15 protein-coding genes are annotated in these 13,777 nt (G+C 41.4%); 2 read left to right on the forward strand and 13 right to left on the reverse strand.

All coding sequences use genetic code 11. From position 1 onward, the window contains the following. Positions 1-107 precede the first annotated feature (107 nt). From DDR33_RS10000 to DDR33_RS10045, 10 genes are all read right to left on the reverse strand, one after another. The gene (locus DDR33_RS10000) at positions 108-2,282 is read right to left on the reverse strand and encodes a glutamine synthetase III family protein (RefSeq protein ID WP_109415638.1); all 2,175 of its coding nucleotides are present in this window, start codon (positions 2,280-2,282) and stop codon (positions 108-110) included. Positions 2,283-2,796: 514 nt separating this feature from the next. After that, on the reverse strand, positions 2,797-3,042 hold the full coding sequence (locus DDR33_RS10010) for a hypothetical protein (protein WP_109415640.1): 246 nt from the start codon (positions 3,040-3,042) through the stop codon (positions 2,797-2,799). 70 nt (positions 3,043-3,112) lie between these two features. Further along, positions 3,113-4,252: a hypothetical protein gene (locus DDR33_RS10015; protein ID WP_146198737.1), complete on the reverse strand. Its 1,140-nt coding sequence runs from the start codon at positions 4,250-4,252 to the stop codon at positions 3,113-3,115. 8 nt (positions 4,253-4,260) lie between these two features. Continuing rightward, positions 4,261-5,247, reverse strand: coding sequence for a hypothetical protein (locus DDR33_RS10020; protein ID WP_109415642.1), 987 nt, complete (start codon positions 5,245-5,247; stop codon positions 4,261-4,263). Between the two features lie 3 nt (positions 5,248-5,250). Further along, positions 5,251-6,078, reverse strand: a complete 828-nt coding sequence (locus tag DDR33_RS10025; RefSeq protein ID WP_109415643.1) for a hypothetical protein — start codon at positions 6,076-6,078, stop codon at positions 5,251-5,253. Between the two features lie 8 nt (positions 6,079-6,086). Then, positions 6,087-6,938 (reverse strand): GNAT family N-acetyltransferase, encoded by an 852-nt coding sequence (locus DDR33_RS10030; protein WP_109415644.1) that lies wholly within the window; start codon positions 6,936-6,938, stop codon positions 6,087-6,089. 133 nt (positions 6,939-7,071) lie between these two features. Further along, a complete protein-coding gene (locus DDR33_RS10035; protein WP_146198738.1) occupies positions 7,072-7,506 on the reverse strand; it encodes a DUF6908 domain-containing protein in 435 nt (144 codons plus the stop codon). A gap of 40 nt (positions 7,507-7,546) precedes the next feature. Beyond that, positions 7,547-8,029, reverse strand: a complete 483-nt coding sequence (locus tag DDR33_RS10040) for a molecular chaperone DnaJ (RefSeq protein ID WP_109415646.1) — start codon at positions 8,027-8,029, stop codon at positions 7,547-7,549. Further along, positions 8,026-8,169, reverse strand: coding sequence for a hypothetical protein (locus DDR33_RS25790; RefSeq protein WP_158280699.1), 144 nt, complete (start codon positions 8,167-8,169; stop codon positions 8,026-8,028). Before DDR33_RS25790 ends, DDR33_RS10040 begins: the two co-directional genes overlap by 4 nt. Before the next feature lie 56 nt (positions 8,170-8,225). Next, entirely contained in the window at positions 8,226-8,765 is a 540-nt protein-coding gene (locus DDR33_RS10045; protein ID WP_109415772.1) for a hypothetical protein, read from the reverse strand. Positions 8,766-9,378: 613 nt separating this feature from the next. On the opposite strand from DDR33_RS10045, the gene DDR33_RS10050 reads away from it, so the two are divergent. Together DDR33_RS10050 and DDR33_RS10055 are read left to right on the forward strand one after the other, a co-directional pair. After that, entirely contained in the window at positions 9,379-9,744 is a 366-nt protein-coding gene (locus tag DDR33_RS10050; RefSeq protein ID WP_109415647.1) for a hypothetical protein, read from the forward strand. 70 nt (positions 9,745-9,814) lie between these two features. Beyond that, positions 9,815-10,843, forward strand: a complete 1,029-nt coding sequence (locus DDR33_RS10055) for a DUF2971 domain-containing protein (RefSeq protein ID WP_109415648.1) — start codon at positions 9,815-9,817, stop codon at positions 10,841-10,843. A gap of 17 nt (positions 10,844-10,860) precedes the next feature. Here the strand turns inward: DDR33_RS10055 and DDR33_RS10060 are convergent, their stop codons facing one another. From DDR33_RS10060 to DDR33_RS10070, 3 genes are all read right to left on the reverse strand, one after another. Beyond that, positions 10,861-11,868 (reverse strand): hypothetical protein, encoded by a 1,008-nt coding sequence (locus tag DDR33_RS10060; RefSeq protein WP_202913708.1) that lies wholly within the window; start codon positions 11,866-11,868, stop codon positions 10,861-10,863. Between the two features lie 227 nt (positions 11,869-12,095). Further along, complete coding sequence (locus DDR33_RS10065; RefSeq protein ID WP_109415649.1) at positions 12,096-12,845, reverse strand: Cthe_2314 family HEPN domain-containing protein; 750 nt, start codon at positions 12,843-12,845, stop codon at positions 12,096-12,098. 21 nt (positions 12,846-12,866) lie between these two features. After that, positions 12,867-13,670, reverse strand: coding sequence for a hypothetical protein (locus DDR33_RS10070; protein WP_109415650.1), 804 nt, complete (start codon positions 13,668-13,670; stop codon positions 12,867-12,869). Positions 13,671-13,777: the final 107 nt, after the last annotated feature.

Genomic DNA, 13,777 nt, shown 5'->3' on the forward strand with positions numbered 1-13,777 from the left:
CTAATAAAGACAAAGCCGGGCGAACCCGGCTTTGTTTGATCTTATGGAACCAGATGGCGACTGACAGCTGACTGCCAATAACCAGCATCCGTTACAAAATATCAGTATTATTTTATAAACAGCAGTTCCCTGAACTTCGGTAACGGCCATTTGTCGTCTGCAACCAAACGTTCAAGCTTATCAACGTTATAGCGGATAGTTTCGAAATATGATTTCACCTTTTCATCGTAGGCGACTGCTTTCTCTCTTGCATCCTCAATCACGTTAGCTTTTTTGCGCTCGTTCACCATCTCAAGAACATTCGACCGTACAATATTGATATGGTATGAAAGCTTCTTAATGATGTCAAGCTGTGCCGTATATGCGTCTTCCTGAAGTCCTATTTCCTTCAATCCCTTTACGTTTTCGATCAGTGAAGTCTGATACGACACAGAAGCCGGAATGATGACGTTGTTCACCAGTTCTCCCATAACACGGGCTTCAATCTGAAGCTTCTTGAAATAGTTCTCCAGAAGGATTTCGTGACGGGCGTGAATTTCACGGGTGCTGAATACTCCGGTATCTTCAAAAAGCCTGGTTGATTTTTCGTCAACCAAAACATCCAGCGCTTTTGGCGTTGTTTTGATATTCGATAAACCTCTTTTTTCAGCTTCTTCAGCCCATTCGTCGCTGTAGCCGTTTCCTTCGAATCTGATTGACTTTGACTCTTTGATGTACTTTTTGATCACCGTCATCAGGGCAACGTCCTTTTTCTCGCCTTTCTTTAACAGCTTGTCAACTTCGACTTTGAATTTGGTCAGTTGTTCTGCTACGATCAGGTTGAGAATAGTCATTGGAGCTGCCGAGTTTGCTGAAGAACCTACAGCACGCAGTTCGAACTTGTTACCCGTAAAAGCAAACGGAGAGGTACGGTTACGGTCAGTATTATCCAGAAGTATCTGCGGGATCTTCGGAATATTTGTCCATAAAGTAGGCTCCTGCTTCATCTTTCCTGTTATACGGGAAGTTTCGATCTCATCCAGTACATTGCTCAGCTGGCTGCCCAGGAAGATCGAGATGATAGCCGGAGGCGCTTCGTTAGCTCCCAGGCGGTGATCATTGCTTACTGAAGCGATAGACGCACGAAGCAGGTCAGCGTGTTCATGAACAGCCTTAATAGTATTCACAAAGAATGTGAGGAACATCAGATTGTTCTTAGGAGTTTTTCCAGGTGATAACAGGTTCTTACCAGTATTGGTGATCATAGACCAGTTATTGTGTTTTCCTGATCCGTTAACACCGGCAAATGGCTTCTCATGAAGCAATACTTTAAAGTTATGGCGTAATGCTACTTTATCCATGAGATCCATTAACAGCTGGTTATGGTCGATAGCCAGATTAATTTCTTCGTAGATAGGAGCACATTCAAATTGAGAAGGAGCTACCTCATTGTGACGTGTCTTTAAAGGAATCCCAAGCTTCAGTGATTCAATTTCGAGATCCTGCATAAAGGCAAGAACACGGCCTGGGATAGATCCGAAATAGTGATCTTCTAATTGCTGGTTCTTGGCAGACATATGACCAAACAGGGTGCGTCCGGTGAGGTAAAGATCCGGTCTAGCGTTAAACAACGCAAGGTCAACCAGGAAATATTCCTGTTCGATACCAAGGGATGCGTTTACTTTTTCGATACTCTTGTCAAAATACTGAGCCACACCTACTGCTGCTTTGTCAAGTGCGCTTACTGCCTTGAGTAAAGGAGCTTTATTGTCAAGGGCTTCACCCGTATAGGAAACAAATACTGTAGGAATACAAAGCGTCTTTCCCATAATGAAAGCAGGAGAAGACGGATCCCAGGCAGTATAGCCACGGGCCTCGAATGTACTGCGGATTCCACCGTTCGGGAAGCTGGATGCATCCGGTTCCTGCTGGGCAAGGGCATCGCCTGTAAACTTTTCGAGTCCCAATCCATCACCTGATGGCTCAAAGAATGAGTCATGCTTTTCAGCAGTACTTCCAGTAAGGGGTTGAAACCAGTGGGTATAATGCGTAACACCCTGACTAATAGCCCAGGCTTTCATTGCTGAAGCTACCTGCTCTGCAATTTCACGCTCGATTCTTTCACCTAGAATGACAGAATCAGTAACACTCTGGAACGCTTCTTTTGAAAGATAATCTTTCATCTTTCTTCTATCAAAAACATTACAGCCGAAAAAATCGGAAATCTTAGGAGAAGGCAATGTAACTTCAGGAACTGATCTTGTCAGAACGGCATTTAATGCCTGAAAACGAAGATTTGACATGATAATATATTAGTTTTTACTGGATTTTATTGGAATAATAAAATTTGGGTCAAAGATTTGGAAAAAAATGTAAATATGCTAATTTATTGTGTGGTATTTTACATTAAAAAAATATATGGAAATTAGTAAATCGATATAATCAACGCATTCGCGTTGATTATCGCTGTATCCCATGAAATCGCGGACGTCTCTTAGTCTGTGTTATGTATTGTCTCGATGCTGAAGACGGCACTCTTGATCCTCTATAACACATATGAAAACAACGAATTGCATGGGCATAAAAAAGGGGAAAAGCGTCTTTTAACAACTCTTTTCCCCAATGACGGGTGGAAGGACTTGTTGTTGTCCACGGATTTTATGTACGATTTGACGCGTCTGGCTAATATGAGAGGGAAAATGATGGAGCTTGACCCCCAACTTCCAGCTTCAAGTTTGGCATCTTAGCACGTTTTTTTCGCATGCGCTTATTTCAATCAGTTTAATCCCTAGTAGAGAGCTAAATCTCAACTGGGGATTATTCTTTAACAGCAATTTTAGCACGCAGACCAATTAACTCCTGTGTATCGGAATCAACGTCATACATATATTCATAATCTTCAGGCTTCCTTTTCCCTGATAAATGAATTTCAAAGACGAATTCATCACCGTCTTTATTTAGAAAAGTAGCTTCACCGATGTTAAACTCATGGTTTTCTATTATAACGTACTTCTTTCCTTCTTCAGCAGTTGCATCCGAGGATATTAAACTTTGGTGTTTCATAGCAACAAAATTACGGATTAACGCAATTCTCTACTAGTTAAGTTTTTATTACCATAATCTCTACTATTTACTATATAAAACACTTGTCACTGATGTCGGAAATACCGAATCTGATAGACGATGCCGGAGTCGGGTTTTTGTCGTTTAAAATTTTAAGTATACCGTGATAGATCAGTTGGATATTCAAATTTTTAAGCCCCCAATAAAGCTTAATGATTAAAAGCTTGTCTTGTGGCTCGCTTTGCTTCTTGGGTACATAATCGTACAACCTATAATTAGTTCCGCCATGTGCTACTTCATTCCTGACCCTGAAACAATAATTCAACAATTCCTGAATTTTCTTTGCATCGGCCTTGTTTTCTGCAACAATAACCGATGAGACCAATTTCATGATTTCGGTAGAGGTATTGTTATCATAGAAACTCTCCAGGGTAAACATCAGGTCAAGAAAATTATCAATTGTAATATAATCTGAACGAACACCCTTCAAGAACCGATAAAAAGACCAGATATTCTTATGCCAGACTTGGGCGATTTGAGGCAAAACAGCTGTTAACGCCGGTAGCCTATCTTCTTCGATCAATAAAGGATAAGAAAAAATGTCGGAGTGTTCATCCATAATGTATTCGCCATTGCCGGAAAACGATAATAATCCACTCGATTGAGGCTTGAAAGACTCGTGAGAGTTGTTATGCGTGGGGTAAGTAATGTGAAGTCCTAGGAGAAAAAAAGAACAAATATCGCTGACCAACGAAATCATTTTACGTCTCATATCTTCAAAATCCATATCCCAGTTCATCATTTTTTCAATGTCAGTTTCCTCCGAAGTCCTGAGATTTTCAGTGTAAGTATAATCACCCTGAAACTCGACTGTAATAACCGCCAGGCCTTTGGCAAGCCTAAGATTTCCCCTATGAATGATATGTTCAAACTCTTTGAATGGCCCGATTTCCTGTATCACTAGTGTATTGGCTTCATGGGTATTGCTCATTGGAGCTGAAGTAAACGGATGGATTACAATTGAAATACGGTCAATTAGTGATGCAAAAGCTTGATCATAGCTATGCTGGGTATCAAACTTGACCTTCTTTTGGTAATAATCAGGTTGGCTTAAAAAGATCTTGCAGTCATTGGTAATGTCGAACTCAAACTTTGAAGTTCTGCTTCTCATCGAGGTTGGTAAAAACCATCGGAAAATATGTTTTTGCATAATGAATGTTATTTTGACTTGCTTCCTTTTCGAACCTGTAAGGTCTTTCCTTTTTCAACGATTAAAGAATCCTGACCGCCCACAATTTCACCATTGTCGTACATCAGGGTAATAGGATCAGAAAAATTAAATGTGTAGAATTCAAGTTGATGTGAGTGCAGACCATCTTTGCTTTCGGGATAATTATTATATAATAGCCTGTTATGCTTTGGTTTTAACGCATTGATCAGTGCCTTTTCGGCATCTAAATAAATGACATTATCGTCTATAGGTTTTTCGCCCATAAGCATCCTAACCGCAATATCCATTTCGTCATCGTCCGGGGAAAAGGTATTCATGAAAATGTTATCCTTGAATGATAGGAATAATATGGCAATTTCTTCGGTAGGCAGGGTTCCGTAATGAAATGGCCTTTCGACCGACAATATATCTTGCAGATGGGAATGCCCAGTGAGCCTTTTTATGATATCCTGTTCTGTTGCCTTACCAATGTAATGAACCTTGTATTTCAGGAATTTCGCAATGTCTCCCTTTATCCTGATATCCAGGGCATCCCTTAAGTAATGATAAATTAGTTTTTCGGGTGAAATCCAATAATAATCTTCCCCGGTATGTACCACGAAATTCGCCATTGAAGTAAATGGCATGGGATGCTGGAATACAACTTCCGATTTCGGATAGGTATAGTTAATAGCAATATCGCAGTGGCTGCCAAAAGGCACATTAAACTCGTCCTGAAATAACGGAAACTCACATTCGAGTATTTCACTGGTTCCTTTTTGATGGACTTCAAATTTTAAAACAGGGTTCTCAATGTCTTCACTGTCTATATAGAAATTTTCAAAGGTTAATACCGGGCGCTGGGCAATAATATACAGTTTTCCCGAATTGATAAACTGCTGGATGATGGCATCGTCTTTCACCATCACAAAATCGTAATTGCTCAGGGGGGTGTATGCCAATTGCAATATATTAAACAGCCTTTGTTCAGCCATAGTCTACGATTTTTTAACCAAATTCCTTTTTGCTTGCTCCGCTGCCATCTCTAGTGGACGCTTTACCATAACATCGTACCATAATTGCTCACTTACGACCATGATCTGATTGTCACCAGGCTTTACGTTACTGAAATTAGCCATAAAATTCCCCGCGATATCTTTTTCAGCTTTAAAGATATAGAAGCCGAATTTGTCAACGTGCAGGGATGCCGGGTTGCCAGGGTTTATAGCTGCTAAGACATTTTTCGTTTCATCTTTAAATGCCCCTGCCGTCATGGTGGCATAAGGATGCATTGTAAGCTGTTTGGCTTTGACATTGGCCTGCAGGTCCGCATTCGTCAGGGCTTTAAATTCCAATAAGCTGACCCTCAAGGATTCAGCCAGATCAGGATCTAGCTTATAGTCATTAAATGATTCCAATGATGATATATCAACCCGCCAAAACATAGAGTAAACCAGTAAGCGCATGATCACCGGATCAGGCGAATCAAGCTGCACTAATTTTAAATGCGGATGCACCGAAATAATTTTCAGATCGCCCTTTGCGACCTTATCCTGCCAAAATTTCAATGAAGCTGCTGAAGCTGTTTCCAGTAAACTCAAATAAGCTTCACACTCCTCACAAAGAATATAATTTTCTTTCGGTGAGTCCTGAACGGTTTTTGGTTTAGCGGTAAGTTCATTTTCACCGTTCAATAAATAACCTTTTCTCGGTGATCCCTTAGCGCCCAAAAAACCGGTCGATATAAACCGGGGTAAAATATGTGAATTGGTCTTGCCTGCGGCATTGACCCGGCATAACAAGCAATCGTCAGTAGCTTTTCTCATAATTTTATTTAAACAGTTTCGCGGGTAGTATGAACGGCGATATATCGGCTGATTTCCTCAAAACCAATCTCCTGAAACATACGATTGGTCACGGGATCGCTTGCATCAGATACAATTCCGCATTTTCCGTCACCATTAGTTGTAATCTGCCTGGTAATTTCGTGCACCAGACATTTGGCATAGCCCTTTCCACGATCCTGGGGATTTGTATAGAGGCTTCCAATAATTGGTAATTCCGTATCAGAATCCAATACACTTGCCATGGTCGTTATTTTACCGGCAGATTCCCAATGACAACTTGTTTCCTGCAAAATTGATTGATAAGAAAGCTGACGGGCATGGTTCAAGTCCCGGCCTTCGCGTACTCCCCATTCCTCTACGCCATAACGGTAGGTCATTTCTGCAACGGTATCCAGATCGGCCGTCGTGCTAAAAAAAGCAGCGCCGTTACATGGTTTGGTCAACGGCTTAACCTGCTTACATTCAAACAAAACGCGCTGTTTAAAAATTTCGTAGGCTACTCCGCTTTTTCCAAACAGTTCCAGGATCAGTTTGTCTGTGCCGCAAAAGGAGAATCGCTTGGTATATTTGGCAACATCTATCTTGGTCAATAAACCATCAAGGATAGTATCAGACCATTTTAAAGCATATAAATAATAAACCGAATCGCCCCAAACAGCAATTACATTCCCGTCGTCGTCATCAACTATGTTATAAGCCTGATAAACAGATTGTCTGCCAGCATTCAATTCGTCAAAATATTGAATCAGGTGATAATGCGCCAGTCTGTTCTTGTAAACGACCTTCTTATTTTCATTAAAAAAATCCTGAACCTTAGGATATTCGACGATTTTGAACATACATTAAAACATTTAATTAAATGTACAAAAGAAAATCAAGACACCTTATAAAACACTTATGCCCCGCAAGGGGCCGCCCGGAATTTGGGCGACACCTTGCGGGGCATACAACATTAAGGTACGGGCTACAGCGCTAACCCCTTAAAAATCCTTGTTGCCAAATGTTGGTTAACCATTGCTCCGCAAATTCGGCATGATCATGCTGCATCATATCATCACATCTGATAATAACTCCATTTTCATTAAAGGTAAGGCTTTCTTCATCGATGCCCATGTTTGACTGTTTGAAGGAATATGGTGTTACCTGCACATCCTCATAAGCTTCGGTTTGACCGCCCCTGTGATCCACGACCACGAAACACACTTCGGGGTCTGCCATCAAATCGCCAAGCTGTACATAATAATGGCAAAGGCTGTATAACGCCGCTTCACCGCCATAAGCCACACCGATATTTTCAATAGTCAGGGGCATAAACGGCTCATTTTCTATTTTAAGGTGCTGTTTGCCGTTCATTTTATCTAAAAGCAAACAGAATATTTTAGTGCAATCTGAATTTAACGTTTTCATAAAAAGATGCGCCCTTTGCACGGTTGCGCCTCCGTTTTGATTAGTGTTTCAAAAAATGCCGGTTAGGTCGGTTGCTGTTCAGCACTTCGCTGCCATATTTCGCCCTGATTTCATCAAGCGATTTTTTACCGCCCTTATTGACTTTATATTCAGCGGTACGGAAGTACCAGGCCAGCTTTTTAGGTGCAAAGAAAAATCCTGCCTGTTTCAATGTTTGTTTAACGGGCCTGGTCATGCCCGTTACCCAAATCCACCAGCCCACCAGTTCAATGGTGATACCATCCAAATGAATAATGGCTTCTATCGCTTTGCGGTAGGCTTCGGATGATAAAATTTCATTCTCGGTTTCCTCTTCCGACAGGTTAGCCCCCTTGATGACTTTGGCACTGGCAAATGCATATTCCTTGTTGATTTCCTGCATGGTCAGCGTATCACCTCCCAAATCAGGATGATGTTGCTTCGCCAGTTTTTTGTAAGCCGACTTAACCTCGTCAAGCGTCTTACACTCATTAAACCATTTCATGAACGGATTTTTGAGGTGCTGTAAATCTCTGTATACTCGGCTAACTGCTTGTAAAATGTATCGGGGTTATCCTCTTTGAACTGCTCCCCGTAACCCTCGTAATAGATTTGATCGAGGTACTCGATAAATGCCTGTTCCATCTGCTTGAAATTTTGATTAAATAGCCTCCCGATGAATGATCGGGAGGCATTGAAGGTTAAAGGGTCAACGAAATTTGCGCTTCCACCTCGGCCAGTTTGCCCTCACAAAGCGCCTTAATGTTGGTCGCTACCTCGTTAATAATAAAAGGATTCTTGGTGCTGAACGTATTCCCGTTATCATCTGTAATTTTCAATTCGCAACGCTGAAAATGGTTCAGGTTGGTTTCCTCGGCGTCGTCTAACTGCTTCACCTCAAAAGCGTCCAAATCCTCAATAGTGGATAGCAGTTTTTCACGTTGGTTGGATAATCTGCTTAAATCTTTGATTTTCTTTAAGGTCTGTTCCAAATTCAAAGCGGGCTTTTCCTGCTCCAACTGAAATTTGATTTCTTTTTTTGTTGGCTCTGCCTTTGGTGCCTCTCCTGTGGGAGTTTCCGCCTGTGGTTTTACCTCTTCGAGTTTAGCCTGTTCCTGCGGCTTTGCTTCTTCTGCTTTCGATACAGCGTTTACAGGGTTTCCCGCCACGAATTTTGGGGTTTTGTCAGCTTTAACGGTGTTTACATTTGCTTGTCCGTTGTTTTTTGCTTTTGTTTCCATTTTGTTAGAAATTAAGAGTTTGAACCGGCGTACTACCTTTCCGCCGGAGCCTTTCCTGGCTTTTTGATAGTCACCCTCACCTGATTGGGCGGGGATTGCGGACAAGGCTTTGCCGAAAAAAATACTACCCGAAGGGTGGAGATTTTTTTCGAGCAAACCCGTAGGGCTTGGCCTTGACCGTAAGACCCGGCCATCAGAAATTTGTGCTCAAAAAGCTTGGAAACCACTCTTTATACATCTTGGAAAAATCATCATGAAGGTCAAGAAGCAGCGCTGCGCATGCAGGGCTGCACCGGCAGGTTAAAACAGCGGCTGAAGGCTGTGCAGCGGAGCGAACAGACAAAGCGGCTGTCCTGCCTCGCATGATCAGCCACTTTAGCTTAAACAGTAAAATACTTACATTTGCAGGGTGTCATCCGCCTAAACAGCGGTAGACAGAAAAGATTTATTGAAAATATTGCGTTACGCAATCCTCGCTAAAGAAAACTGGTAATTTTTAAATGCACGAGGAAAACAGCGTAGCCCATGCCAATGGCGTGTGGCTGGCTTGTTTCGTGCATGGGTATACCAGTACCTCTTTAGCGGACAAGTTTTGCCCGCGCCATTGGTATTTATGATGAAAATAAAGGATTTAGTTACCCCTGGCAATGAAATGTTAGTTGCCGGATCGACCGCACTTCAAGCGGACAGGACGATTTTTCAGGCACTCGACCAATTTCTGAAATTAAAGTTAAGCGGCTCCCTGCCTGTTTATCAGCAAGGGAAATATATCGGCAATTTGGCCTTGATAGACATCACAAACCATCTGCTTGGTGAACATAAGATCGAAAAAGATAAAAGGTACAGATTTACACGTGGCCTGATGATCAATGTTATCAGATTAAGGAATTTGGCCAAACAAATTCCCGCAGCAGAGCATCGGTTAAAATTCGTTGCTGAATGTGACAGTATAATTATGGGTATAAAGGATTATATTTAAAAGTCTGTTGCCAAGGTTTAATAGTATTTGAAAGATTCTGCATCAGAACTAACAGCGAAGCTTTTTCCGAATGAAGTTATATAAATATGTCACCAGTGCGCGGATCGATATCCTGCAAAATCAGAAAATAAGATTTAGCCAGCCCTATGCACTCAATGATCCATTTGAAACTCAACCTTATTACAGTGATCATCAGGAAATCCATCCATTAAAAAAACTTGCCGAGTTTGCCAGCATCGTAAAAGAAGTTCAGGATACCGGCGTTATACCGGAAGAAAAAGTAGCCCGATGGGAAGAGGATCGGAAAAAACCGCAAAAAAACATCTTAAGCTGGTACGTGAATACCAATTTCGTGTCCTTATCACTGACAGAAGATCACGAAAACCTGTTGATGTGGGCACATTATACAGGTAACCACAGCGGATTTGTCCTCGAACTTGACAGCACACACGCTTTTTTTACGGATACTACTCGCTACCTCTATCAGGTTCCTTACGGAAATAGACGTCCGGCAGTAACGCTCCGGGAGTTTGAAAAATTAATCGTTCGGCAAGCCAACTTGCTCAAAAATGGCACGCCTGAAGCAAACGAAATGCAAAAAATAGTGCAGTTATTTCAAAAAAGTCACGATTGGGCCTATGAAAGAGAATGGCGGCTACTGGCGGTTCCTGAAAATGCGCTCAATTTTAAGAAAGAAGACCAGCAATATACCATCCATATCGGACAGGATAGAGCGTTTGATGAGGAATTTGAAAGCAGTTATGTAGCCCTTTTCCAGTTACCTGCTGATTGTATAACCGCGATTTATTGTGGAGCAAGGATCACCAAAAGTGCGCTGCGCAAACTTTATCTGCTTATTGAAAACAATGAATGCTATCATCATATAGATCTTTTCATAGGCGTAGTGGATCATCAGTATTACAAATTGAATTTCCGAAAGGTTGAAGCGGCCGATATTTTAGTGGTGGGTGAATTACAATACCATATGGCAGTAGTCTCCGGTAAGCGAAAGCGGCATGTCCCAAAATGGTATAAATTTTCCATGCTTGACCACTTAGAAAAGGAAAGGCTAAATGCGGTGATCCAACATAAGGTATGAGGCTTTGGATAGAAGAGCTAATCTTTGATTTCGATAAAATCGGTTATTTCACCGGCTTCAACGCGTTCTTCCGAAACATCGTCTATCGTAATCTCTTTGTAGGTAGACTTGATTTCCGGGCTGATTCGGATCTTTAAGGAGCCCTCCGTCTTGTAACGTTTAGAAATCAGCTTCCAGTTTAAAAGTACTTCGCTATCGGTTGCTGCAGGCTTAATATAAATGTCAGCAGATGTAAACGCATCATCACCCACCAGTATGTTATTCCTGGGGATCAGCTCGCCAGATAGTGTTTTCGCATCAACGTAAGTAGTTGGCCGTACGACATGGGCAACCGCTATGAGGGCCGGAAAGTCATCTTTAACATTTGTTTTTGCAATATCCTGAATATCCCCTTGCAGCCAGAATGATAGTTTGTAATCTTCCAGCGCTTCGCTGCCTGTATTGGTAATGACCAGGTTAAATTTGGCGTAACTAAAATTAACTGTAGCCCTGACTATTCGTGCTGACATACCGGCATTAAACATCCTGTTCCATGAAGCATTTGCGTTCATGGCCGCTGAAAGTCCCATTAGCCCCTTCTCCAGTCCGGCAGTAAAATCTTTCCTGTAAACTGTTTTGTGTTGTTTAAACTTAGGTTTCAGGATTATTTCATTTTCCCCGTTTTCAAACGTTACTTCAACACTGGTGGTATTTCGGAAATTCTGGCTTTCCATGTAATAATTAAAGGTCTGCCTGTTTTCTTCGATCAGGTCAGCAATATCTTCCCATGAAAACAAATGGACTTCAAAAATGCCGCTTTCTATGTTTTCCAGGTTTTTAAGGCGAACAAATTCTTCTATACCGGCATCTTTATTGGCCGTGGTTGCAAAATACAGTTTCTTCAACGGCGGTTTGAAATTCTTTGCTTTTTCGATCTCGTTGATCACTTCCTGTTCCGTAAACTGTTTGTTTGCATATTCGTCTTTCCCTTTGCATTGGATGCCGAAATATTGCGTTTCTCCCGACGGTATTCCAAAAACATCCACACCATTTTGTGCCTAGCCGGTGCGTCCGTTTTTCTTGATCTCCTTACATTCCCATATCTCACCCCATAGTTTTTTACATAGGGTTTCAAAATCCTGCCAGTTCAGCGGCTTACGTAAAGATTTAGGTGCTTGCATAAGGATTGAATTACTTACCGATAAAATCAGGCTGTGTCAATTTAGCTTTTGGTAAACTTACAAATCTTCATCAGCAAAAAACGTTCAAACAATCATTTGTTTTTTGTCAGAGATTTGAGGTTATCAAAAAAGGGGACAGTTATAAAAAGGTAGATCAGTTTGAGGTACTGATCAATGTTTGCCAAATGCGCGTTTATGATAGCAGTAAATTTTTCTACGAGGTCCTTTTGTATATCGCTTATGGCGAACTCATACCGATATTGTTCCAGTCTGTTTTTATGTTTTATGTCAATGGTGTAAAATGAGTTGACCAACGCGAGGTCTGGCATAGTGATAAACCCGTTATGGGCTACATGGTTGCGGTAGGGTTTTAGTTCATCTAAATTTTGTTTGACCTGCGACCAGATGCCTTGAAAGTGCGGATGATCTTTTGCGAGCAGTTTCAGTACGTTGGCTTCTAAGTTCAGGCCTTTTTTTATTTTAAGCATCATCACCTCATTGATTAGCAATAGAAAAAGATCCGTCATCTTTCCCATACGTAAAAAGAAATTTTCATAGTTATATCTGATCATTTGACCAGCATTTACAGTACGGTCAAGCCTAGATAATCCAGGATTGTGTGCACTGATCAATTGCTCCGTCAGCGCAATATCTTCGATATTTTGTTGAATATCCCAAATGCGGCTCTGAACCCGCCATAGATACTCACCGGAAGGTGTCTTGCGTATCTTAGCCTGTTCTTCGTCGGGTTTAACAGCAAAGACTTTAACAAACAACTCATTGAGTCCCTTAATGAATTGCATGTCTTCCGATTTCATGCTGTTTAATTCTGCGTTGGTCATCGTTTTTGAGGTTAGTAGAGGTTAAGACAACTGCATTTTTGAGTGGTCTTTGATCGCCTTGGTAATATCCGGCCTGTATCTTTCAATTACCGCATCGAATATGCGCTGGACAAAGGGTGCCACCTGGTACTGTAGCTCTTCGTCAGGTTTCTCCCCACATTCCAGACAATCCATATAATCAGAGGACATCATATAATGGTCATTCATATAAAACAGGTAGCCAAGGTGAAGAATAAAAATCTCCCGGAGATCATTCCTAAACCTTTCCAATATCTTCAAACGTTCATTGATGTAAACCCTATTGTCATTGAGCAACAGGGTGTTGTAATACAAATAGTGGGTATGATCGTTGCACCGTTGCCTGATGGCTTCAAATCCGCTATTTTTAAAGCCCCCGTTTTGGTAAAGCAGCTGAGTGATCGCTTTAACTTTACCAGAGGCAAGAATATATTCGGACATGGTACCAAAACCCGGAATAGATTCTGTGCCCCGGCGCCATTTTTCAATCTTTTCAACGACAAAGTTATCAATAGAAAAATGATCTTCCAGGTAAAGATTAGAATATATATTGATGATCGAGGAATCATAATATTTACGAAGCAGGGCATACCCGTCATTGATGCGCCCCCGTTTCAGGACATCAAAAATCGATTCCAGCGTCCCCTGAATAGAGCTAAAAATATAGGTATCCATATTCAAAAGGCTGCTTACTCCCTGGGTAACCCAGTGCATAGTCGAGAAGGACAGGCTGTCGTAGAACTTGGCATTCATGGTAAGCTCGTCAAAAATCGCGTGCTCCTGATACTCTTTTGAATTAACCTGCATGGTAATCTGTTTTTAATATAAAGCCAAAAGTATTTTCAATGTACGCAGTCTATCTGCGCGGTGATAATATTGTTAAAATAAATTTGTCAATACCTTTGAGGGCCAAC

It is taken from the genome of Pararcticibacter amylolyticus (genome assembly GCF_003130405.1).
In the GTDB taxonomy this organism is placed as follows: domain Bacteria; phylum Bacteroidota; class Bacteroidia; order Sphingobacteriales; family Sphingobacteriaceae; genus Arcticibacter; species Arcticibacter amylolyticus.